Here is a 20,700-nt window from a genome sequence, read left to right as displayed (position 1 = left end):
CGAGGTAATTGCCGAATCACCACCATCGTTCTCAATCGGAGGGCTGTTGCGTGTCGCTCGTTTGCTCGTACCGATACCCGACTCCGTGAACTGTCTGGATCAATTCAGGGGCTTTCGGGTCTCGTTCAATCCGCTTTCGCAGTTGTGAAACGTGTTGGTCCAGAGTTCTGCTGCTCGGAATGTATTCCTCGCCCCAGGCATGACGAAAAAGCGTCTGCCGATCGACGGGTTGCCCTTGTCGTCGATAAAGAAGTTCCAGAATCTGAACGTCCCGTAAACTCAATTCGATCGTCTCTCCATCGCGACGGGCTCGCAACTCTGCCGGAAGAATCTCCACCTCCCCCATTTGAAAAGGAGCGGGCGGTTCAACGCTCATCTGAAAACAACGCCGAGTGACAGCCCGAATTCGCGCCACCACTTCTCTGACACTAAATGGTTTCGAGATGAAATCATCCGCTCCGAGTTCAAACCCCACCAGCCTGTCAACTTCCTCAGACTTGGCGCTGATCAGAAGGATTGGAAGATTCGGAGAGGATTCACGGATCATGCGACAGACTTCATAGCCACTCTTTTCCGGCATCATGATATCGAGACACACACAATCCGGACGGCTCAACTCAAACATTCGAATCGCGGACTTTCCACAACTCGCGGTCACAACCTCGTAGCCTTCTGAACGAATCACATCGGCCAGTCCTTCACGAGTATGAAAATCATCTTCGGCAATTAAGACTTTCATCACGCCCCCTACGAGCAAGTTGCTCTTCCTTGTGCACTCACTTGGACAATCTCGAAATCGGCTGTGTTTTCACCATTTCATCCCTTCAAACTTCGGTCGCTTCACGAAGCTCCACAATAAAACTGGCCCCCGCATCGGAGTTGCCGATCGTTGCATCACCTCCGTGGAGCCGCGCGAGGCTGCGGACGATCGTCAATCCGATTCCCGTACCGGCTGCTTGTGAGATTTCATCGGTCCCTCGCCAGAACGGTTCGAATACGCGGCTCGCCCCATTGTCGGGAAGTCCCGGCCCCCGATCGGAAACGACCAACCTGAAGAGACGCTCATCGAGTACACCCGTTTCGATCCGCATCCACTGGCCGTTGGAGGCATATTTTTCGACGTTGCTAATCAAGTTCTCGAGAATTTGTTCCAGCAGATCCGGATCAATGGCCATCGATTGCTTCGCATTGAGAGCCAGAACGGTTTCAATTCCCATTCGATCGAGGACCGGACGAAACCGCTCGACCACTTCCAGGACGGTGTCGTCCGGAACAATCATCCTCGGGCAAACTCTGAGTGACTGCTTATCCTGCCGAGCGAAGGTCAATACATTCCCAATCAAGCGGCTCAGGCGATGTGATTCGTTTAGAATGACATTGAGCCTGCGAACAGAATCCGGTGATGGCGTGTCAACGTTCTCAAGATCCCGTTCCAGCAATTCCGCATACATGCGAATGTTCGTAAGTGGTGTTCTCAATTCATGCGAGACTTGATTCACGAAGCTGACGCGCTGCTCTGCCTGCCGAGCTTCTCGTCCATATTCGCGATCAATGAGAAATGCGAGACCGGACAGAGCGAGAGTGCTCAACACGAGTCCAGAGATCAGAACGTAGACTCCATTCTTTCCGGATGTCAGATAGCCGGCCGGGACGAACGTCTGAAGTTCCCAGGCCGTCAACGGAGCCGGAAGCTGAAGTTCCGCGGAAGGGGCAGTTCCTTTCGTCGGACGAAAGCCTCCCCATTTGTAAATCACCTTCGATCCGGACTCGACGATTTGTGACTGCGAGGGAGCGGCCTTCGGACTCTGCTCCGCAGCACTTGTATCGGGCAACTCCGCGATCAGGTCAGAGATCCATTTCGAACGGTCAAGCGCTGCTCCGACGAGATACCCATTCGGCCGACGCTGCCAGTAAATCAAATGGAATCCCGGTCCCCAGTACCAGACAAACCAACGTCCCGCAGTCGGAGGTTGCTTCTCTTCAGCCTGAACGAACTTACCCGGAGACGCTCCCAGAGTTAATAGATTCAGGCTGGTTGTTTTCTCTTCTTGTTTGGCGTCCGGAGGATCGGACTGAGTTTCCAAAGCTGACTTCTGTAGCAGTCGGTCATTGATGAGCGAAGAAGCATTCAGCAGAAATTCACGTTCGGTCTTATTCAACTGCGACCGGGGATCCGGATAAACCAGAAAGTCGTTTGGATCGATCACGAAGAGTTGGAAGAGCCGTGGATCGTTCCGGACAATTTCGCGGAGCGAGTCAACATCATACGAGTCAATGGAAGTGAGCTGTTCCATCTCGCTCGCTTTTGACTGCATCTCTGCAGCGAGAATTCTCTTTGTTTCAGTCAATCGGTCGGTTAACAACCCCCGGATATTTTCTTCGACCTGACGATCTTCCAGATTCAGAAGCTGCAAGCCCGCCCAGCCCAACAGCAGAAGCGGAAGGGTCACGAGCAGGATCAATAAAGTTTTGGGAGATCGTGTCACAAGTCGATTTTAGGTGGAAACGATGTTCAGAAAAAAGAAACACCGAACAACTTTTCTGTTCGGTGCTTCCGACTTCTCAGTGATCCGAAGTTCATCAACTTTCGGCAACAAGTCTTGTCTACTTTTTCACGGGTACTGGTTGCGCGGGAGCCGAATCGACAGGAACTTGAAGTTGAGAGTTGACGTCGATTGAATTGAGATCGATCGAGTTCTGCAAGTAACGCATATCTTTTCGAGCCCGTACCAGGTCTCGCTGCTGGACTGCTCTAAGCTGAAAACCATTGATATTCTGAAGTTCGATGAGGCGTTCACTGCCAAAAAGGTCCGCATTGGCTTTCAGATACAGATTGTTCTGCTCGAGTGTTTCCGCACATCGCACGAGGTCGCCGGCATCGAGGAAATCGGTGGCGAGTTTGTTTTGTTCGTTCGACACAAAGGCGACAACATCTTCCATCACTTTTCGATTGATTGAAGCGTCGACCTTTTCAACATCTCCGCTGAATTCAACAGCCACTGCTCCGCTGAGCTTGTCTGTTTCATGAGATTGCATATTGAGATACGTCGCGGAGACTTTAGCAAGCCGCTGGCGAGTTCCGGATTCTGCTTGAGGAACTTCGACTTCAATAACAATGTGCTTGTCCTGATGACTGTAAATCTGCACGAGGTCGACGAAAATCGTTTGTCCGCTGATTTCTGACTCGTTCCCCAAAACCCGCACCGGGCGGATTCCCTCGGGCATGGTCACTTTCAGCCGCACATTCTGGGCAACGACTGAGGTGACGTCCTGAAATTCCTGATTGAACACGTCGGCAAGTTCGGTAGCACGCTCGATGAAGAAGTGGTTCCCGCCACTCCGCGAAGCAAGCTTCGCCATCAAATCTTCGTTGTAGTCGAGACCGAGCCCGAGAGTGGAGACCGAGATTCCTTCCTTCTTCAAAGATCCTCCAAGCGACCCGAGTTCTGACGGCGAACTTGGTCCTTCATTGGCGAGACCGTCCGAGAGCAGGATGATCCGATTCACGCGTTCTTCGCTGAGGAACTTGCGAACCTCCGCTGCCCCTTTACTGACGCCGGCGAACAACGCGGTTCCGCCATTGGAGCGAATCTTCGAAATTGCTCGCTTGATCGATTCCTTGTCTGTCAGCTTCGTAGCAGGAACAAGAACATTGACGGTCGTGTCGTACGTGATGACCGAAACGATATCGTTCCTGCCCAGACGATCGATTGCGTCTTGAGCCGCAGCTTTGGCTCGCTCAATCTTTTCCCCGTTCATCGATCCCGATTTGTCCAGGACGATCGCAACATTAACCGGGGCACGCTCCTTGTCCGATTCCATTTCGAATCCGGTCAGCCCCACGCGAAGCCAGGTCGTCTGTTTCGTTTCGGACTTCAAGACTCCGTAAGCGGAAGCAACATCGAGTTCGACCTGCTCGGCCAAAAGTCTGGAACCGGTCGCCAGGACAACAAGCATTCCCCAGCCAAGTGCCACGTGCGTTGTGTTGAACATGATTCAAATCCTTCTGTGACGCGAAATAGGAAGTGTGAGGGTTTCCGTGATGAAGGATTAGACGCCGAAGCCCAAGACAAGTGGTCAGCGACTCGTCAAAATGATGTAAGAGTTTTGTAAGCAATCAAAGTCGAAACAGAGATAAATCGGAAATCGATCAACAATTGACCGGACGATTTCGACCTCGTTCGTCTCAATTTCAATGAAAACTGCTAAACTCGCAGCCAATCGATCCTTCCTGAAACATCCCCTGCCCCAACCATGAAAGTCAACGAGATGCCTCAGAACTTGTTGCAAAAGACGCCAGCAGCAGCCACACCATTCTCACTGACGCTGTCGATTGTCGGCCTGTCAATGATTGCCCTCGCTGTCATTGGATTGCCAAACAAGTTTGTTATCGCGGAAGAATCCAAACCCTTTTCCGAACGCCCGCAGAATTTTCAGGTCGACGAATTGGTGGCATGGTGCATCGTCCCGTTCGATGCCAGCCAACGCGGCCCGGCAGAGCGCGCTCAGATGATCGCCGATCTCGGGATGAGCAAAATTGCCTACGACTGGCGACAACAACATGTCTCGGAATTCGCCGCAGAGATCGAAGAATACAAGAAACGGCAACTTGAATTCTTCGCATTCTGGAGTTGGCATGACGACTTCGCCCAGCTCGCCTCAGAAAAGAACATTGCCCCGCAGTTCTGGATCACCAATCCCAGCCCAAATGGGGAAACCCAGGCTGAGCGTGTCGCAGCTGCCACTCAGCAACTGCTTCCATTAGTCCGCAAAGCTGAAGCGATCGGCGGACGGTTGGGACTCTACAATCATGGGGGATGGGGCGGAGAACCTGAGAATCTCGTGGCTGTCTGCAAGTCCCTGAGAGCTGAAACCCAGAATGACTCCGTCGGCATCGTCTACAACTTCCATCATGGGCATGAACACATCGATGACTTCGCCGACGCTCTCAACGCAATGCTTCCGTATCTGTTTTGCCTGAACCTGAACGGCATGGCAGACAGCGAAGACGTGAACGGGCTTGAGAATAAAATCCTTCCCATCGGCTCGGGAAAACACGAACGTAAGATGATCCAGGCAATTCTGGAGAGCGGATACGATGGCCCGATCGGAGTCCTCGACCACCGGTCCGAACTCGACGCACGAGAATCTCTTCAGCAAAACCTCGACGGTCTCGATGAACTCTTCTCGAAACAGTGAGGTCTGCCAGCTACTCTGATGATCGCATTCTCCTTTTGTGAAGAGCCCGACTGAGACGAGTCTGACCAGCGCCGGGACAAGGTCCGTTTTGTAAGAATGACAACTCTTAACTCGCAGATATTCACGCTGCATGAAGACTGCGATCCTTGATCGGCAGGAACAGCCAACTTCCTTCCGATGCGAGCCTGCGAACCGGATTTCTGTTCGACTCCCAAACGGCACGACGAGTAAGATGCGCTAGAACATTTTCTGTTTTGGTTTGCGATCACTCGCACGAGCAAACTCAACCTGTTGCCTGATGAAGAAGTTCAAGCGAGTGTACCGGAAAGAGCAACTTACACTCGGAAACGCTCGTCTCCTCGATTTCGTGTTCAATCAATGAACTCTTTCATCCCGGCAATGACTGATCAAGAGTCAAAGAATCGCATCAAGTCACCTGCAACGTCACGAGAAAACGGCCTCAAAACCCTCATTCTTGTGTGTTGTGGGCTGTTGTGGCTGTGTATTCGAATTCAGCCAGCCAGTGCCGAAGACGACTGCCTTCCCCCGCTTGTGCTGCCTCCGGTCGAGTCGTTCGGTGCGACGACAAATGAAGAGTCACTCTTCAGTCCGTTTCTCACTCATTGTGATCAGAGTGACTGGTGCTGGACTTTTTTGCCGCAGGGATTTCTGTACACGACCTATTGGGCCAGCTCGGCAGAACCGCGACTTTCGGTGAAAGTGATCGAAGAGGAAACGCTGGGATCGCTCCTCGATTCTTCGATTGCAGGCCGGGTGGGATTCGTCCGTTTCGGCTCTCGAAACCGGCTTGAAGGTTGGCAGTTTGATCTCCTCGCAGGAGTCAATCTCCGACAGGATCCCGAAAGCCATCTCGACATGCAGGCGACCGATTATCGGTATGATCTTCCGCTGACATACCGAAACGGTCCGCATGCGTTTAAGTTAGGATTTTATCACGTCAGCTCTCATCGCGGGGACGAGTATCTTGTTACCAACCAGACCCTCGAGAGATACAACTTTCTGCGTGATGTCTTTAACTTTGGCTATTCGTATTACCCCATTCCGGAATTGCGACTTTACGGAGAAATCGGCTACGGGTTTAACGTCGATGTTTCCGAGCCGCTCGAGTTTCAATTCGGCTTCGACTACGGACCGGCTCAAGCGACTCGAATTTATGGGGCTCCCTTCGCTGCGCTGAACGTTCATCTTCGCGAAGAACTCAACTATGGCGGAAACGTCGCGATGCAACTCGGTTGGGCATGGCGCGGATTCTCGAAAGCTTCGGGAATCCTTCGCTCCGGCTTGTATTACTACGACGGCGGCAGCTCTCAGTTTTCGTTCTACGACCAGCATGAATCCCAAATTGGATGGGGACTCTGGTACGACTTTTAAAGCAAGTTGCTTTCTCCAGTGCACTCGCTTGCGCGGTCTCACTTATTTAAAAGCTGTGTTTGCTTGTGCGAGTAGGATGCAGATCAATCCGAAAAGTGCTTCAGAACATCTCGCTTTCGTTCAAGGTGTCCGAAAAGATGTCGCGAATCTCGGATTCCCCGCTATCTGGACTCGTCTCTTCGTGGAGATCGGAAGCGGATTCACTCTCAGCACTTCGTGTCAGCGTGTAAGCGAGTGCTCCGAGAACCTGGCCGCGTCTGACATCGTGACACATCAGACAGTTGTTCGATGCCCGAAGCGAGCCGATCATTCGAATCTCTTGCGGTTGTTCCCGAACCACTAAGTCCGTTGAGTCAACAAGTTGAGAGAGAGCGTCCGCTTCCCATCCATCAACAGGGCGAGTCTCGAATGTGTCGAGTTCTTCGAGATTCGGCAGCGACTCGGACAAGTAAACGACGGGCTCATCGTTCCGCAATAATCCGACCAGTTCAATTCGTTCCAGTCGCCACTCCGCCAGTTCCGGAGTTTCTTCGTCAACAACGGGAACACGTGCGAACGCATGCGACTGAAAACCTGCGACGTGCTCGTGATCCTGAACATATCCGAACGTGTTGGGCCGCAGGAATTCAGACTCCGACGTTTCGTGAATTTTCATGCGAGGATCAGTGACAGTCTGAAGATACGCCTGGAATTCTCTTTCACCACTGTAAGACCAACCGTCGGACGATGAGTTCTTCGATTCTTCGATCGCTTTCGGACAATGCAGCTTCGATTGCGGAATCGGTTTCGGCTCGGGAAGTTCTACCATTCTCGGTTGAATTCGAACCATCCGCACGGGACCAAACCCCGCAGCCGTGACGAAGTCTTCGTAATACTCACTGTGAAGTCGTTTCAGAGTCGACGCTCTTGACCCTCGGTACATGTCGTCTTTCTTACTCAGACGCACGACGACCTGAGGAGCCAGATTCGACTCAGGCAGAGCGTTCAACTTCGCCGGATCGGGAAGTCGGTCAGCGAGAGACTCAAACGGATAAGCATCACGCATCTCGCGGACTTCCGCCCGAGCGGACGCTGACATCGAGTATCCCCAACCGACGACACTGACGATACCGACAAGCGATGCAAACGCGAAAACGCAAACGACCAGCGGGTTGAAACGCCACGATCGACCGGCCCAACCGACGAGAATCAAAGCGATTCCATGGAAGAACAACAAAATCGCCCCCAGAAAGAACGCAAACACTGTCAGGACAATTGGATAAGCCTTCGCCAAGAATCCAGTCGGCGACATCCAGTACATCAGTGCGAAGCCAGCAGTCAATATGGTGAGAAAAACAATCGTCGAAATCATCATCGCAAACCCCTTCCGCTTCGACATGCCAGAAGAGCATGCCCAACGCTCTGAGAAATGAGCAGGTGAATGGAACGAACTCAGCGTGTTTCGATCGAACACTGTTGATACGTTTCAATGGTCCAGTTTGTTGAAACGAAATTGAAGAATCTTCCACAACTGAAATTCTTCGCGTTCCAACAAGAAAACCAATGGCTTCTCCGCAGACAATCTGCAATCCAGCCTACCCGCCTTCACCAATGAGTGGCTGTTTCCCGAATCGCCCCAAAACCCGTCTTGCTGTAATTGCGAGATTGGACTAGAAGACCGTCGGCAAGACGCCAGAAAAACAGACCGATCGAAGGTCGCAGCAGGGACGCCGCCGATGCCGATCACAATCGATGCACTCGCACAACACGTTTCGGGAGAAGTTCTCGGAAACGGAGAGATTCTCATTTCAGACGTTGCCTCGCTGGAAACTGCAGGTTCTGACAACGTCTCCTATCTTGATTCCAGAAAACAACTTCGGCATGCGCTGAACAGTGCAGCTGGTGCGATGATCACCACTGCGAAACTCTCTGAAGAGTTTCAACGACGCGGTTCAAAATGCGCTCTGATTCTCGTCGACCAGCCCCAACAAGCCTTCATCGAGGCGATGCTGCATTTCCGCCCGCAAGCTCCGCGGACCCGTTGCGGCATTTCTTCGAACGCTCAGATCGACGAGTCAGCAGTTGTCGGAGAGGACTGTGACATCTACCCGAACGCCTGGATCGGCAAGAACGTCCGATTGGGTGACCGCTGTGAAATCGGCCCGGGAGCTGTCATCGCGGACAATGTGACCATCGGCGACGACTGCGTCATTCACGCGAATGCGGTGATTTATCACGATGTCGAAATCCATGACCGCGTGATCGTTCACGCCAATGCCGTGATTGGGGCTGACGGATTTGGATACCGCTTCGTCAACGGAGCTTTCGTTCGGATTCCACATACCGGATCGGTCATTGTTCAGAACGATGTCGAAATCGGAGCCTGCACGACGATCGATCGCGGGATGATTCATTCCACCGTGATTGGCGAAGGAACCAAGCTCGACAATCAGGTGATGATTGCACACAACTGCCAGATCGGAAAACACAACGCGTTTGCTTCGCAAGTCGGATTGGCAGGTTCCTGCACAACCGGCGACTATGTCCAAATGGGTGGACAGGTCGGCGTCGCAGATCATGTGAATATCGGACCGGGAACAAAATTCGGCGGGAAGTCGGGAGTCATCTGGGACATGCCAGCTGGCGGAACGTTCCACGGAATCCCTGCCATCAATGAGAAAGACTGTATTCGAAATCACTTCTCGATTCAGAAACTTCCCGAACTTCGCGACCAAGTCAAACAGCTTTCTGAACAACTCGCCGAACTCAAGGCGCAGTTGGCAGATTCATCTCAGTCCGATCAGAGCTCTCAACGATCGGCTGCTTGAACTCACCTCAACTTTCAGAACCTTTCAATTCCAATGTCGGATCCAATGTCGGACTCGCACCGAGCACGCATCCTACCCATGCCAACACAGCAACACCGGATCGGCCTTCTGGCCGGTTGGGGCCGTTTTCCTGTGCACTTTGCCCAAGCCGCTCAGGAACAGGGCTACTCCGTGCAGTGCATGGGAATCGAAGGCATGGTCTCCGAAGAACTCGCAGAGGTTTGCGATGACTTCCGGACAGCTCCTCTGGCTCGCATCGGCAACGCGATTCGCTACTTCCATCGCCGCAAAGTCGAAAACGCAGTGATGGCAGGAAAAGTTGAGAAGCGGGTTTTATTCGACCCGTTCCGACTGTGGCGACTCTGGCCGGACTTGCGAACAATTAACATGTGGCTTCGTCACTGTACCAATAAAAAGGATGACACCCTGTTATTGGCGGTGATTCGGGAATTTGAGCGGGACGGCATTCACTTTCGGTCCGCGTTGGATTTTTGCCCGGAGATTCTTGTGAAACATGGATTTCTTACTCAACGTCATCCGTCTGCTTCCCAGTGGAAGGACATTCACTTCGGTTGGGAACTCGCCAAGCGGATGGGAGATCTCGACATCGGCCAGACTGTGGTCGTGAACGACACAGCCGTCATTGCCGTCGAAGCCATCGAGGGAACGGACGAGTGCATCCGACGAGCCGGATCACTTTGCCGTCGCGGAGGAATGACGGTCGTCAAAGTCGCCAAGCCGAATCAGGATCTTCGATTCGATGTTCCGACGATCGGTCTGCAAACTATTCAAACGATGCGAGAGTCTGGCGCACGCATTCTCGCAATCGAATCCGGGATGACGATTCTCCTTGATGAAAAGGAAGTCCTGAGCCTCGCGAACAAGCTCGGAATCGCCATCGTTTCGGTCAAAGGTGAAGAACTTCGACTGCGTGCCGCCGCCTGATCGACGCGTCTGACCAACGCACCCAATCTGTCTATTCGCTTGACCAACGCGAGCGAACTGACGAATCGACGACGATTCAACTCGCTGGTGTTTCCACAATCACGGTTCGATATTCGTCCGGAATACGAATCGACTCGAGCGTTCCTTCGATTCCGCAAATGCAGCAGGCGGTCTTCATTCTTCCATGAGCGAGACGCTTGTCGCCTCGAAAGAACTCTGCGTAGAACGTTAGCGACTTATATCCGATTCTCTCAACGCGCAATCGGATCTCCAGTTCATCCTCATGAAATGCTGGAGCTTCGAAGTGGCACGACGCGGAAACACGCGGCCAGCCGATGTAGCTACCATCTGGACGTTTCTGCATGATCGTCAGCCCGAGCGACCGAAAATATTCATGCTCCGCCTCTTCCATCCATCGATAGAAGTTGGAGAAATGAACAATTCCGGCCATATCGGTATTGGCGAATTCCACTCGCCTGCGTGCAATAAATTCCGCCATCAGCGTTCTTTCGATTGGCGTCCCAAACGCGATTGTTGACACGTTCTCTGACTCGGGACAGTGTTCTAAATTCTGAATTTCGGTTCTCTTCAATTCATTGAAGACAAGCGTAGCCGATTCACTCGATCATTGAGAGGATTGCAGTGCGGGTTGAGGCGGCTTCACAGTAAAAACAGAGTCGTCAAAAACAGAGTCGTTTGCGAACCCGGTTGGTCGTCACGTCCTCCGTAAGTTGATAGTTTAGACAGGCTGTCACAAAACACGAATCCACCTGTTGAAATGTGTACGACTTCGCATGAATTCTGGTCGCAACGAATCTGAAATCCGCCAACTTCTGGAATCCCTTCTTGCAGGTGAACAGTCGATTGACGCTGCCGCCCGGCAATTGGCACAACAATCCTCGACGACCACTTCCATAGACTCCGACGCTGAAGTACGTCTCGATGTCGGTCGACAAACTCGTAGCGGTTTCCCGGAAGTTGTCTATGCTCCCGGGAAGACGAACGAGCAAATCGTCAGTGCATTCCGAATGCTGCAAGCTGCCGACCAGAATTGCCTCGCGACACGTTGCGAGACGGAACAGGCAGAGGCAATTCTTTCGGAATTTCCGGAAGCCATTCATCATCCCGCAGCCCGAACAGTCCGAATTCAGCGACACTTTGAACAGACAGGCAGAGTCGCCGTCGTGACCGCTGGAACATCCGATCGTCCAGTGGCACTCGAAGCGATCGAAACGCTCACCTGGATGAACATTCAAAACGATCTATTCATTGATGTCGGTGTCGCCGGTCCTCAGCGTTTTCTGGCAGTCAAAGATGAACTTGCTGATTGCGATGCTGTCGTCGTCGTCGCAGGGATGGAAGGGGCACTCCCGTCGATGGTCGCGGGATGGCTAAGCTGCCCTGTTGTCGCTGTCCCCACAAGTGTCGGATACGGAGCATCTTTCTCAGGCGTCGCGGCACTGCTGTCCATGCTGAACAGCTGCGCTTCGAACGTCACAGTGGTCAACATCGACGCAGGATTCAAAGGGGGCTTCGTCGCTGGGCTGATTGCTTCGAATTGCCATCGCGCATCGTCAGACTAACGGTTCTCAAGGTAACTGTTCGAATCGGTGAGTCTGTTTTGTCCTGATTTGGCAACATGCGTCGGGCTTCAAATCAAAGTTTCTTATTGAATCAATTCCACTCAGCGACTAACTTCTAACTTGAAGCTGCCTCGCGAATGTTTTGAATCGGATGAATGGTCCGATTCGAGATTCGATTCAAACGTTGCGAGGACACTTCGAGAAGTTGTCGGGACTGGGCTCTGTGAGTTGCCACTGTTGGGAAGAGATCGATGGAACTGTGGAAGGTGGTCTTATACGCATTCACAATTGTCTTCGGGGTCATTTTTGTCGTCGCGGTGAATATCGAGAAAGAAGACAACGGTCCTCGTACAATTGACACCTCGAGGGCGGAATCTCAGTCGGGCACTCCGCTGCTCAACGAACAGACCGACAACGTTCTCAGCGAATCAACTTCTGAGATCGTCAACGAAAACACTGACGTCAACGACACGACCAACGAATCCACCGAGACAATGGCTGGAAGCCTGACGCTTGGGGCTGCAGGATTCAATTCCATTCCAGCTTCAACTCCACCGGCTGTCAAAGATTCTCCAAAGACATTGGCCGCTACAGAAGTCGTTGAGAATCCCACAAAATCCGAGGGCTCCGAAAATCCATCAATCGATAAGGAACACTTGCTGCCGGTCTCGTCCGTCGAAGTGGTCGATACTCTTCTGACGACTGCTTACAACTCGTTCACCAGTCGCGACTCCGTTCAGGTCCGTCATTCGTGGAAGAATGTCGGCGAACATTCCATTCGAGCGATTGACGTTCGATACACCTTTCGGGACGCGAATGGACAGTCAATCGAAATTCAGGAACATCGCCCATACGTCGCAAAACTGGGGACACCGGGTATTCCACCCGGTCAAACCGAAGTGACTCCCAAAGGCGAAGGCTTCACACTTGCTTCATTCGATCGTTTTCCCAAATCGGTCGACGTTGAGGTCCTTGGTGTTTATCGCCGATGGCACCCGGACGACGATTTGGCCGATCTGGCCGCCGAGAAGTTAGCGGCTGCCAAAGAAGAAGAGAGAATGCAGCAGCAAATCAAAGAGGCGGAAGCAGCCAAAGCCGCGAAGGCCGAGTCCGATCGTCGTGCAGAGAACAAGCTCAAATTGACTCGGAAAGTCATCCGGGAACATCCCGAATTGGCGAAAGAATGGTTGGAAAAACTGATCGCCGAATTTCCCGATTCGCCAGCCGCCCAAGAAGCTCGCACTCTCCTCGGGAACGCCAGCGACTAGAGCTTCTTTGCCCGTGTGAACAGCACTTCTTCGCCCGTGCGAGTTCAGCAATTCACGCGAGCAAACGCAGCGAGCACTTATCGCGAATGGTCATCCTCGGCTCGGATTCCGGTTTCGATTCCATCCAGATAGCAGGTCATGGAATGATCCGCGAGGAGATCGAACTCCCCTTTCTTCAATCCTGCCCAGAACCCGTTCCAGCAGTCTTGAGCATACTGGGCTTTGGACACGCGGCCGTATTGCCCATTCGAGTCGATATACATCAGCTTTCCGGTATGCCGATACCCAAGCCACATGGGCGGCACACGCGTGACCAGATCGTTGTTGTTGACCCAACGGTAGTGAGTGATCGGGACCGAATTGACAAAGCGTTTGTTCCCAACTCGTGGACTTCCGAACGTATGCAACTCGGTTGGAACAGGATCTAATTTCGCTTGATAGCATCGTCCCGCGCAAATCGTGGCCATCGCTCCGCCCAGCGAGTGCCCGGTGAACCATAACGTCTTGCGGTTTGCTTCGAGTTCTTTGAAGAGTTGCGGCCAAAGGTCGTCGACCTCCTGCTTGAAACCGCGATGCACCCGGCCGACTGTCCCTGCAACAGCCATTGTCGCGTTCACATCCGCCTTCAAATCATTCCACTCGGTCGGTTCCGTTCCCCGACAGGCGACGATGCAGTCCCATTCGGTTTTGAAGACGTATGCCTGTGCTCCATCCTCTTCGACGAACAAGGTTTCCAGAAGCTGAAGAGGACGCACTGTTGATTGAGCGCTGTCTTCGTCCAGATACGCGATATAGGCCAGTTCACCCAGGACCAAAGAACGCTGCAATTCAGAGCGATCCATAAGTGGCCCAGTCAACGGCGCCGATCGAAAGTGATAATCCGGCTCCGACGAACTCATCTCCACCCCATTTCATCAATGGACAGGTCATCCAGGGAAAACTTCAATTGATCAAGTGCTGATCGTACCCCTCCGATGACAGATGTCCATCATTCGTACGGAGAAACACTGATGAAAAAACTGAGAAAAATCAGCCGATTGCAAACAGAAAAGGCCCGTAATTCCCAATCAGTCTTCCCATTCAGTGACCGCGAACCGCAAGTTCGTCGGTCATCGAAGCCCAAGCGGCGCAGGTGATTGACTCAGAGCAGAGTTGCCAACGAAGCTCGATGATGAAGCCTCGAATCCTCCCGGAAACTGCGAAAGCCTCACCGGGATGGCACGGCGAGGCTTTCTCTAGGATCAACACTTGGCATTCAATCGAGTTGTGAGATGAGTGGTCCTCCTTTCTTTTCGCAGAACGGAAGAGTTGCAGGATAGATAAAACGACTGACTGAATTCGAATTGTTACTGACCACTCGCAACGTGTTGCGATTTGGTCAATCCTGAATGGTTACCGACTCTCGACATACGTCACCATCAATCACTCACCTGAGTGTGGCAGTGAACGAGATCAGCGCATTTTCCGTTTTGGTGTGCACTCACTCACACGAGCAAACTCAGCCTTTTACCCGATGAAAAAGTTCAAGCGAGTGCACAGGCGAGTGCAACTTGCTCTAGTCAATGATGGTTTCCGGCTCTCCCTCTTTTTGTTTGGTTTGCTCATTTGAAACCATCGACTGTTTCGGCTGCGGGACTTCTTTCTGAACTTGAGGAGACGTCGCTTTAGGCTGTGTGACAACAGGTTGACTCTTCACCGGCTGCGTCACAATCGTTCGAGTTCTCACGTTCTGATTTGGGGTGATGACATAGTTTCGATTCCAGAAGAAGTTACGACTGGGGGCAATCATCTGTTGCGGCTGAGTCACTGTTCGACTGGAACGAGTGGTGGTCTGGCCGGGGATCGATGATCGCTGCCAGAAACCATGTCCCGGTCGCTGACGACGTTCCGCGATAGATCGTGTTCGTCCCTGAGCTTCAGCAATATCAGCAGCGACGAACAGAGCCAACATCAACGCAGATAGAGTCAACATAGTGAAACGGTTCATTGAACAATCCTCTCTTAATTTTCCGGACTGATCATCAACGTGTCAGGCTGCGGGCGACAACGCCTGAGGACAATACGCCGGAAGTTTTGTGTTCCATCCAGCCCGAACATTCGTCTGGACGGCGATGATCTGAAGAACCAGAGTTTGCGAACTGCGTGCCAGCAGCGCTCCAGTCGGGACCGGATTCGAGTTCAAAAATTCCGACGGAATTGACCAAAGCGAAAAACTTCTTTTCTCATTTGAACTTAGATTGCGCGACAGACGCCCTTCTCTCGACGAGCAAAAATGGAAATGATGTTTCTCATCCGTACGATGTAAAATGCCACACCAACAAGAAGAAGAAAGCCGCGATCAGCTGTCAGCCTGCATCGACAGTGTCGCCAACCAGAGACAAACTTGTGACAACGATTGGCGACACCGTCGTAAAACAAAGGATTTCAAGCACTGTTCGAAATCCTCGTGGCAGATTCCTCAGCGCAGATCCGGGGTCATTGAAGACACCGAGGCCGAGTAATTTCAAAGGAATGATAAGAGAACCGTTTAGAGAGTTTTCTGGTTTGTTTGGCACTCGCTCGCACGAGCAAACTCAGCTTTTGATCTGATGAAACAGCGCAAGCGAGTGCACAGGCAAGAGCACCTTGCTTTAGTTCAACCAGCGAGGATAGGCCATCGCTGCGACGACCCCCAACACTGCCGGAAGAACAGTCACTACGATAAACCAGACAACCATCCGGAAGATCTTCCGGTTTTCGCTGTCGCACGATTCACCGTAACTTCGATGCCTCTTGCGACGGTAGTCTTCTCGCGAAACACTCGATAGATGATCGAAGTCCGTATGACGTCCATGCGGCCACACCGCCGTCTTCAGTGGTGTATTGTCCCTGCCAACTTTCGGAACCATTCTCGCAATCATGATTCAGCTCCTTGAGTTGTGCGAACGGGGTTGAGTTATCCAACGCAATCGCTGTTCGCGTCCAGAATAATCAGGTCGACACTCCTCAAGAGAAAGAGTGAGGACTTGAACACTCTCAGACGGTAACGCAAAACTGACTCCAAGCGGGAAAATTGCCCTCAACTGTCAACTGTACGCGACAGTCTGCGATCAATCCTGTTTTTTCTCGACGCGATTCCGAAACTCAGCAGCTCGAAGATTGTGCTTGTTGAGGAGCTTGTGCAATCCCTGACGAGACAAATTCGCCTGACGCGCTGCTTCGGAAACGTTCCCGGAACATGCTTTGAGAAGTCCGACAAGATACTGATACTCTGCCTGTTCGATCGCTTCTTCGCGTGTGGGAACTTCTGCCGATTCGCTTTCGGATTCAACGGGAACGATCGAAGCTTCTGGCCCCTGCTCAGCATTGAGAACCACAGACTCAGTTTGCTCCTGGCTGCGAAGTCGTTCGGGAAGATCAGCGAGAGTGACTTCTTCAGTGGTACAAAGCGCGATGGCACGATCCATCACATTCCGCAGTTCGCGAATATTTCCGGGCCATGAATACGTCATCAGCGCATTTTGTGATTCTTCAGTCATTCGAAGCGGAGACGAATCTTCGGGACGGAGCTCTTCGAGAAAGTGATTGGCCAATAGCAAAACGTCGTCGCCTCGATCACGAAGCGGTGGCAACTCAAGGTGAATGACTCCCAACCGGTAATACAAATCGCGTCGAAATCTTCCGGAAGCAACCTCAAGTTCGAGATCGCGATTTGTCGCACAGACGAAACGGGTATTCACTGTCACAGGCGTATGACTTCCCACCGGAGTAAACGTTTGCTCCTGCACCGCTCGCAAAAGTTTTGCCTGCAACGGGGCTGGCAGTTCTCCGAGTTCGTCGAAGAAAGCAGTCCCCCCATCGCACTGTTTCAACAGCCCTTCAGCATCGCTGACCGCGCCGGTGAAAGCCCCCTTCTTGTGCCCGAACAACATCGATTCGAAGAGTGCTTCGAGAACGGAAGTGCAGTCAATCACCTGAAACTTACCCCCGCTCCGATGGCTGCGATCATGAATTTCTCGCGCGATGACCTCTTTCCCCGTTCCGCTTTCACCAGTGATGAGAACATTCGCATCGGTCGTCGCAATACGATTGATAATCTCGAGAAGTTCGCGCAGCTGCGAACACTCACCGATAATGCGATTCGACTTCTCTGCCGTCTTTGCCCGACCTCTTGAGCTTCTGGTTTGAGTCCGCCGACTGTTGGCCAGGGCCTTCTTCACGCTGTTCAGAAGGTCCTCAAACTTCACAGGCTTCACCAGATAATCGGCGATTCCGAGCCGAACGCTCTCAATCGCCGACGGCAAGGTCGGAACGCCAGTGATCACAATGAGTGGAATTTCTGGCTGAAGGTCACTGTGCTTTCTGAGCAGCTCCAACTTCAAATTTCCGGGCATGTTCAAATCGGAGAGAACAAGATCGAAATCCCCCGTCTCCAACTCGGCCATGGCTGACTTCGCATCAGGCACACATACACATTCGAACCCCGATTTTCGCAGCAGTTCTCCAGTCGTCCGAAGAAACAGCGGTTCATCATCAGCGATGAGAATTCTCTCGGTCTTCTTGTACTCGTCTGAAGCAGCCATAAACCACACTTCGCTTTCGCATGTGCAGGAATCGAAACTTAAGCCGCTCACTCGAACAGCTAAAAGCCAGCACCGGACCTCACCCTACCTCTCATCATGCCGACGAATCAAAGGGCCCTCAGTTCGCACCATCGAATCTGAGATTCCTCACGAGAGATCCTCGGCTGTGACTGTCGGAAGGACAACTCGAAACGTGCTTCCTTTTCCGATTTCTGTTTCCACATCCAATGTGCCTCCCATCGTTTCCACGAGAGTTCTTGAGACAGCGAGTCCTAACCCCATCCCTTCTTTCAACTCCCCTTTTGTCGTGAAGAAGGGTTCAAAAATGTGAGGCAGCACCTTTTCGTCGATCCCGCTTCCGTGATCAATCACCCGGATTTCAACCGATTCCGGATCTGAAGAGACCACGATCGTCACGACCGAATTCACAGGGGATGCTTGAATCGCATTCCTCACCAGATTGATCAAGACCTGCTTCACTTCTCCTTCCGGAAGACGCAGTATTTCTGTGACATTGGGCGGGCTGACATTCAGGTCCACTTTCCGACGACCAGCTACCGGTTCAAGCAAACAAAGCACATCCCGGATCGTATTCGCGAGAGAGAAGTCCACCGGCTGTTGCGGATTCCGGCGATACAGCTGATACATCTGATGGACAATCGAACTGATGCGTTCGATTTCCCGATCGACCATATCCAGAAGATCGAAGTGCTCGTGTTCGGGATCAATGCTGGAGCGAAAGAGCGCAAACGCATTCCGAATTCCGGCGAGCGGATTGTTCACTTCGTGGGCGACTCCGGCAGCGAGTTCTCCAAGGGCAGCCAGCTTCTCCATCTGCTGCCGGTGTTTCTCCAACGTCGCGATCCGAGCAGTCCGTTCTTCGACCAGCTGTTCCAGATGCTCCGCATAGAGCCTCAACTGTTCTCGAAGATTTGCCGCTCCGTGATATTTCGAACGCTTGTTCGAAAGCCGAGGTCCTGTCCATCGTCGGCATGCATCGGCTGCCACGAAACAGCCATCCACCGGACCTCTCCCCCAGCTGTACGAATCCGAAACTCGACATCATTTCGAGACTCCCCTGCCACGGCAGCCCGCAACATTTCTTCGACTTTTGAACGATCGTCATCAACCACAATTGGAAGCGGATAATCTTCCATCTGAAGGCATTCGCTGGGCGTGAAGCCCGTCATCCGCTTGACGGCATCGTTCACCCAAACGAGTTTTCCATCGGGGTCGTGCCAGCTTTCCCAGTCATAGGTAAAGTTGGCAACGGCTCGAAAATAAACATCGTTCAACGAACGATCTCGAAATGATGAATAGGGCATCTTCAGTCTTCTGGAACTTATCCTGGCTGTTTCTGAATCGACGAGTCCGTCGCGAAACCATTTCACAAGCAGGTTTCACACCACTTCGCTGGTATTTCCACACTCGCCGGAAATCGGCCCATTTGATGAATTTTGCATTTGCACACGTGAACTCTCGCAAATCACTTCAAAATGGAAACTCATGCTCAAACGGAAACGAGTTTCCCATACGCTGACTCTCCGCCAATCATTTCTGACACCATGATCGGTGAAACCGCATCGTCGAAGATCTCCGTTCACCTTCGCTGCAAGCAGAGGAAAAAATCAATCATCAGCACAAAATTTCCGACCCCGAAACACGACTTTCTGAAGACGCCCCACGAACCAACAACACGAAAAGGGATTTCAAAGCAGCGGACATCCACAGCGATGACTCGAATGAATGATAGACTAATTCCAGCGACGCAATTTATGGTGACAAAGAAAACGTTTGGCTCGACGCCGATTTCCCAGACAGAAGAGACAAGATGACTGAGCGAATTCGATCCATGAACCGCGCGGAACTTGACCTCTTGATCAACTGGGCTGAGGAGGAAGGTTGGAATCCCGGAATTCATGATTCAGAGATGTTCTGGAATCTCGATCCAAATGGGTATCTTGCCCTCGATATCGATGGAGAGCTAAGCGGAGGCGGGGCAATTGTTCGGCATAATTCTCATTTCGGGTTCATGGGACTGTTTGTCGTTACGCCGAAACATCGCGGAAAACAACATGGCCGGAAACTCTGGTACGCGCGGCGCGACCAACTTTTGGAACGCCTCGATGACAATGCGACCATTGGATTAGACGGCGTTGATGCCATGGTCGGTTTTTATGAACAGGGAGGCTTTGTGCCGTTCACCCGTCATCGTCGATTCACAACTTCTGGCCCAAGCCGAATCAACGGGACCGCCCCAAATCTTGTTCCGCTCCGCCAAGTCGATTTCCAACTCGTTAAAGCTTTTGACGCACAGTGCTTTCCCGGGGATCGTCATCTATTTCTGAAAGACTGGATCGAGCAGCCGCAGGCGATTTCCATCGCATCGATGGAGAGCGAAAAACTTGAGGGATTCGCGGTGATGCGAAAATGCCGCTCCGGATGGAAGATCGGTCCCCTCTTCGCCGAAGATCTATCGACTGCTGACAGACTCTTCGTGGCACTTCTTCAACAAAGCCAAGGGCAACCTGTGTTTCTCGATGTGCCGGACAATAATCCCGACGCCGTTCAACTTTGCCATTCTCATGGAATGTCCGAGGTGTTCGGCTGCACACGCATGTACCTTGGTCCGCCCCCTGAACTGGCCCATCACAAAATCTTCGGCGTCACCACTCTCGAAGTCGGTTAGTCCACTTTCCAGGTATGGATCGATCGACCGTTCATTGAATGCGGTAATCCATTCGTTCATACGAACTTTCGAAGAGCGTGATCGGTGCGGGAGTAGATTGAGCCCGGAGAAGAAGACAGAAGAGAAGAGAGTCGCCGGAAAAGAGAGAGTGCGCAAACGAAAACAGCCCGGTGATCGTGGGATCACCGGACTGTTGTTCTGGTGAACTCGTTGCCGAGTTCGTATATGCATGGTTGGTGGCGTCAGGAATTCAAC

At 52.2% G+C, this 20,700-nt stretch carries 18 protein-coding genes; 7 read left to right on the top strand and 11 right to left on the bottom strand.

The features are described 5' to 3' along the window. Nucleotides 1-31 precede the first annotated feature (31 nt). From KOR42_RS20375 to KOR42_RS20365, 3 genes are all read right to left on the bottom strand, one after another. Nucleotides 32-739 carry a response regulator transcription factor gene (locus tag KOR42_RS20375; protein WP_197441392.1) on the bottom strand — a complete coding sequence of 236 codons (708 nt, stop codon included), beginning with the start codon at nucleotides 737-739 and terminating at the stop codon, nucleotides 32-34. A gap of 85 nt (nucleotides 740-824) precedes the next feature. Further along, nucleotides 825-2,450 carry a sensor histidine kinase gene (locus KOR42_RS20370; protein ID WP_231741032.1) on the bottom strand — a complete coding sequence of 542 codons (1,626 nt, stop codon included), beginning with the start codon at nucleotides 2,448-2,450 and terminating at the stop codon, nucleotides 825-827. A 154-nt stretch (nucleotides 2,451-2,604) separates the two neighbouring features. Continuing rightward, entirely contained in the window at nucleotides 2,605-3,993 is a 1,389-nt protein-coding gene (locus KOR42_RS20365) for a vWA domain-containing protein (RefSeq protein ID WP_146511681.1), read from the bottom strand. Nucleotides 3,994-4,269: 276 nt separating this feature from the next. Here KOR42_RS20365 and KOR42_RS20360 point away from each other — a divergent pair, with 276 nt between their 5' ends. Both KOR42_RS20360 and KOR42_RS20355 read left to right on the top strand, forming a co-directional pair. Further along, nucleotides 4,270-5,199: a sugar phosphate isomerase/epimerase family protein gene (locus KOR42_RS20360; protein WP_197441391.1), complete on the top strand. Its 930-nt coding sequence runs from the start codon at nucleotides 4,270-4,272 to the stop codon at nucleotides 5,197-5,199. 378 nt (nucleotides 5,200-5,577) lie between these two features. Next, nucleotides 5,578-6,591 (top strand): DUF1207 domain-containing protein, encoded by a 1,014-nt coding sequence (locus tag KOR42_RS20355; RefSeq protein ID WP_146511679.1) that lies wholly within the window; start codon nucleotides 5,578-5,580, stop codon nucleotides 6,589-6,591. A 100-nt stretch (nucleotides 6,592-6,691) separates the two neighbouring features. Here KOR42_RS20355 and KOR42_RS20350 read toward each other — a convergent pair whose 3' ends face one another. Continuing rightward, nucleotides 6,692-7,969, bottom strand: coding sequence for a hypothetical protein (locus KOR42_RS20350; RefSeq protein ID WP_146511678.1), 1,278 nt, complete (start codon nucleotides 7,967-7,969; stop codon nucleotides 6,692-6,694). Between the two features lie 337 nt (nucleotides 7,970-8,306). Between KOR42_RS20350 and lpxD the strand changes: the two genes are divergently transcribed. Both lpxD and KOR42_RS20340 read left to right on the top strand, forming a co-directional pair. Then, nucleotides 8,307-9,398: a UDP-3-O-(3-hydroxymyristoyl)glucosamine N-acyltransferase gene (gene lpxD / locus KOR42_RS20345; protein WP_146511677.1), complete on the top strand. Its 1,092-nt coding sequence runs from the start codon at nucleotides 8,307-8,309 to the stop codon at nucleotides 9,396-9,398. 78 nt (nucleotides 9,399-9,476) lie between these two features. Further along, nucleotides 9,477-10,343, top strand: coding sequence for an LpxI family protein (locus KOR42_RS20340; protein WP_231741031.1), 867 nt, complete (start codon nucleotides 9,477-9,479; stop codon nucleotides 10,341-10,343). Between the two features lie 76 nt (nucleotides 10,344-10,419). Here the strand turns inward: KOR42_RS20340 and KOR42_RS20335 are convergent, their stop codons facing one another. Further along, nucleotides 10,420-10,842: an acyl-CoA thioesterase gene (locus KOR42_RS20335; RefSeq protein WP_146511675.1), complete on the bottom strand. Its 423-nt coding sequence runs from the start codon at nucleotides 10,840-10,842 to the stop codon at nucleotides 10,420-10,422. Nucleotides 10,843-11,137: 295 nt separating this feature from the next. Here KOR42_RS20335 and larB point away from each other — a divergent pair, with 295 nt between their 5' ends. Together larB and KOR42_RS20325 are read left to right on the top strand one after the other, a co-directional pair. Continuing rightward, nucleotides 11,138-11,926: a nickel pincer cofactor biosynthesis protein LarB gene (gene larB, locus KOR42_RS20330; protein ID WP_146511674.1), complete on the top strand. Its 789-nt coding sequence runs from the start codon at nucleotides 11,138-11,140 to the stop codon at nucleotides 11,924-11,926. A 251-nt stretch (nucleotides 11,927-12,177) separates the two neighbouring features. After that, nucleotides 12,178-13,194 (top strand): tetratricopeptide repeat protein, encoded by a 1,017-nt coding sequence (locus tag KOR42_RS20325; RefSeq protein ID WP_146511673.1) that lies wholly within the window; start codon nucleotides 12,178-12,180, stop codon nucleotides 13,192-13,194. Between the two features lie 77 nt (nucleotides 13,195-13,271). Here KOR42_RS20325 and KOR42_RS20320 read toward each other — a convergent pair whose 3' ends face one another. The 6 genes from KOR42_RS20320 to KOR42_RS27450 all read right to left on the bottom strand — a co-directional run bounded on the left by KOR42_RS20320 (nucleotide 13,272) and on the right by KOR42_RS27450 (nucleotide 19,081). Further along, entirely contained in the window at nucleotides 13,272-14,021 is a 750-nt protein-coding gene (locus tag KOR42_RS20320) for a lipase family protein (RefSeq protein WP_231741030.1), read from the bottom strand. 728 nt (nucleotides 14,022-14,749) lie between these two features. Continuing rightward, complete coding sequence (locus KOR42_RS20315; RefSeq protein WP_146511671.1) at nucleotides 14,750-15,181, bottom strand: hypothetical protein; 432 nt, start codon at nucleotides 15,179-15,181, stop codon at nucleotides 14,750-14,752. A gap of 643 nt (nucleotides 15,182-15,824) precedes the next feature. Next, nucleotides 15,825-16,094, bottom strand: coding sequence for a hypothetical protein (locus KOR42_RS20310; protein ID WP_146511670.1), 270 nt, complete (start codon nucleotides 16,092-16,094; stop codon nucleotides 15,825-15,827). Nucleotides 16,095-16,283: 189 nt separating this feature from the next. Then, the gene (locus KOR42_RS20305) at nucleotides 16,284-17,756 is read right to left on the bottom strand and encodes a sigma-54-dependent transcriptional regulator (protein WP_146511669.1); all 1,473 of its coding nucleotides are present in this window, start codon (nucleotides 17,754-17,756) and stop codon (nucleotides 16,284-16,286) included. Nucleotides 17,757-17,903: 147 nt separating this feature from the next. Beyond that, nucleotides 17,904-18,674 carry a sensor histidine kinase gene (locus KOR42_RS20300; protein ID WP_231741029.1) on the bottom strand — a complete coding sequence of 257 codons (771 nt, stop codon included), beginning with the start codon at nucleotides 18,672-18,674 and terminating at the stop codon, nucleotides 17,904-17,906. Next, nucleotides 18,671-19,081 carry a PAS domain-containing protein gene (locus KOR42_RS27450; RefSeq protein ID WP_231741028.1) on the bottom strand — a complete coding sequence of 137 codons (411 nt, stop codon included), beginning with the start codon at nucleotides 19,079-19,081 and terminating at the stop codon, nucleotides 18,671-18,673. Before KOR42_RS27450 ends, KOR42_RS20300 begins: the two co-directional genes overlap by 4 nt. Nucleotides 19,082-19,587: 506 nt before the next feature. Between KOR42_RS27450 and KOR42_RS20295 the strand changes: the two genes are divergently transcribed. Beyond that, nucleotides 19,588-20,445, top strand: a complete 858-nt coding sequence (locus KOR42_RS20295) for a GNAT family N-acetyltransferase (protein WP_146511668.1) — start codon at nucleotides 19,588-19,590, stop codon at nucleotides 20,443-20,445. Nucleotides 20,446-20,700: the final 255 nt, after the last annotated feature.

The organism is Thalassoglobus neptunius (assembly GCF_007859735.1).
GTDB lineage: Bacteria > Planctomycetota > Planctomycetia > Planctomycetales > Planctomycetaceae > Thalassoglobus > Thalassoglobus neptunius.
The sequence above is the reverse complement of the archived record's forward strand: the minus strand, read 5'-3'. Positions and strand labels throughout refer to the sequence as shown.

Excerpts from the sequence above, each read along its gene's own strand:
- KOR42_RS20375 (WP_197441392.1), bottom strand. The coding sequence starts at position 739 with ATGAAAGTCTTAATTGCCGAAGATGATTTTCATACTCGTGAAGGACTG.
- KOR42_RS20365 (WP_146511681.1), bottom strand. The coding sequence starts at position 3,993 with ATGTTCAACACAACGCACGTGGCACTTGGCTGGGGAATGCTTGTTGTC.
- KOR42_RS20360 (WP_197441391.1), top strand. The coding sequence starts at position 4,270 with ATGCCTCAGAACTTGTTGCAAAAGACGCCAGCAGCAGCCACACCATTC.
- KOR42_RS20355 (WP_146511679.1), top strand. The coding sequence starts at position 5,578 with ATGAACTCTTTCATCCCGGCAATGACTGATCAAGAGTCAAAGAATCGC.
- KOR42_RS20350 (WP_146511678.1), bottom strand. The coding sequence starts at position 7,969 with ATGTCGAAGCGGAAGGGGTTTGCGATGATGATTTCGACGATTGTTTTT.
- lpxD (WP_146511677.1), top strand. The coding sequence starts at position 8,307 with ATGCCGATCACAATCGATGCACTCGCACAACACGTTTCGGGAGAAGTT.
- KOR42_RS20340 (WP_231741031.1), top strand. The coding sequence starts at position 9,477 with ATGCCAACACAGCAACACCGGATCGGCCTTCTGGCCGGTTGGGGCCGT.
- KOR42_RS20335 (WP_146511675.1), bottom strand. The coding sequence starts at position 10,842 with ATGGCGGAATTTATTGCACGCAGGCGAGTGGAATTCGCCAATACCGAT.
- larB (WP_146511674.1), top strand. The coding sequence starts at position 11,138 with ATGAATTCTGGTCGCAACGAATCTGAAATCCGCCAACTTCTGGAATCC.
- KOR42_RS20325 (WP_146511673.1), top strand. The coding sequence starts at position 12,178 with ATGGAACTGTGGAAGGTGGTCTTATACGCATTCACAATTGTCTTCGGG.
- KOR42_RS20315 (WP_146511671.1), bottom strand. The coding sequence starts at position 15,181 with ATGAACCGTTTCACTATGTTGACTCTATCTGCGTTGATGTTGGCTCTG.
- KOR42_RS20310 (WP_146511670.1), bottom strand. The coding sequence starts at position 16,094 with ATGATTGCGAGAATGGTTCCGAAAGTTGGCAGGGACAATACACCACTG.
- KOR42_RS20305 (WP_146511669.1), bottom strand. The coding sequence starts at position 17,756 with ATGGCTGCTTCAGACGAGTACAAGAAGACCGAGAGAATTCTCATCGCT.
- KOR42_RS27450 (WP_231741028.1), bottom strand. The coding sequence starts at position 19,081 with ATGCCCTATTCATCATTTCGAGATCGTTCGTTGAACGATGTTTATTTT.
- KOR42_RS20295 (WP_146511668.1), top strand. The coding sequence starts at position 19,588 with ATGACTGAGCGAATTCGATCCATGAACCGCGCGGAACTTGACCTCTTG.